Origin of the sequence: Micromonospora sp. ALFpr18c, assembly GCF_008868155.1 — a bacterium.
Lineage (GTDB): Bacteria > Actinomycetota > Actinomycetes > Mycobacteriales > Micromonosporaceae > Micromonospora.
In genome coordinates this window covers 1-1,489 of the sequence record NZ_WBKR01000390.1, presented here as the reverse complement: position 1 = coordinate 1,489, position 1,489 = coordinate 1, and the positions used below count along the sequence as shown (strand labels likewise).

Annotated in this window: 2 protein-coding genes; both read left to right on the top strand. The window is 66.4% G+C overall.

Features of this window, described 5'->3' with window-relative positions; genetic code table 11:
* Positions 1 to 523, top strand: a 523-nt coding sequence (locus F8271_RS31330; protein ID WP_225854898.1) for a nucleoside 2-deoxyribosyltransferase domain-containing protein, incomplete at its 5' end; no start/stop codon positions are given.
* 65 nt (positions 524 to 588) lie between these two features.
* The gene (locus F8271_RS31325) at positions 589 to 1,461 is read left to right on the top strand and encodes a hypothetical protein (protein WP_151493379.1); all 873 of its coding nucleotides are present in this window, start codon (positions 589 to 591) and stop codon (positions 1,459 to 1,461) included.
* Positions 1,462 to 1,489: the final 28 nt, after the last annotated feature.

Below are 1,489 nucleotides of genomic sequence, written 5' to 3'. Positions count from 1 at the left end.
GCTTCGAGAAGAGAGAGCTCCAACCATGACTTCCACCTCCGACACGGCTACCGCCACCGACATCACCAGCGTCTTCGTCGCTGGCCCCTTCTGGGCCTTGGTCGACGTGGACACGGGTACGGTTTCCGGCTCCGCCCGCGATCGCATCGAGTCAGTGTTGTCCCACTACGACGCCAAGGGCGCAACCGTCTACAATGCACACCGCCGAGAGGCGTGGGGCGCCGCCATGCTGGAGCCTCATCAGTTCACCAAGCTCGACTACGACGAGATCGCGGCCAGCGACGTCGTGGTCGGCTTTCCCGGCGTCCCGGCATCCCCCGGAACCCACGTTGAGATCGGCTGGGCGTCGGCGATGGGCAAGCCGATGGTGCTCTTACTGGAGGAGGGTGTGGAGTACGCCGGGCTGGTCGAGGGACTCCCGAGTTTCCGGCCGTGTGAGCTGCTGCGCTTCAGCGGCCGGGTGGACACCGGCGCACTCGACCAGGCCGTGACGAGGGTTGTCGCGCGGGCTGCGGAGCTTTAGTGAGTTGCGCGCCGGGGAGCGGCGGGTGCTACCTGCCGCTCCCCGGCCGACGGGGGAGACTATCGATGGCGATGAGACACATGGCGCCCTTCCAGGAGGCGGCACGGGTCCTGGAAGGGCTCCGCGGTCGGTCCCTGATCCGGGCCGCCAACCTGACCTCCGCGGAGGTTCACGCGACCTTCTCCGTCGCCCGGGCGCTGAGAGAAGGACAGCTGCGAATGATCCGGCCGTTGGCGGACCGCATTGTCTGCACGGCGTTCTTCGAACCGAGCACCCGCACGCGGCTGTCCTTCGAGTCGGCTGCCCTCAGGCTGGGTGCCTCAACGTTGAGCATCCCCGATGGCAGGGTGACCGGCGCCGCAAAGGGCGAATCCTTGGCGGACATCGGCCGCATGCTCCAGACATACGCGGACCTGGTGGTCCTGCGGCACCCCGATCCCGAGTGCCTCCGGGAGATCCGGCGCTGCGGTATGACCCTGCCGTTGATCAACGGCGGCAACGGTCAGCAGGAGCACCCGACTCAGGCACTCAGCGACTGGTTCACTCTGACGGAGGCCTTTCCCGACGAAGAACCGCTACACCTCGGTGTGGTCGGCGTGCCGTCGAGTATGCGTACCCTGCGCAGTTTTCTGCTCCTGGGGCTGGCGGTCTTTCCGCACCTGATCGGGCGACTCACGGTTGTCTGCGAGCGGCGGGACAACTGCCTGGATGCAGAGCTCGTCGGCGCCGCGCGAGCGGCAGGGGTGGCTATCCACGTACGCGAGGACCTGACGCGACTGGCACCGGACCTGGACGTCATATACGTCAACGCCCTGACCAACATCAACGGCCGGTACGAGCTGAAGTTCCACCCTGGGACCGGTCACCGGGGTTTCATGCCGCGAGGGCGTGGGCTTGACGGTAGCAGGCACGCGTTTCGTGGGGCGTGCGGTGGTTGAGTGTCGAGTGTAGACGTTGATGATTGTA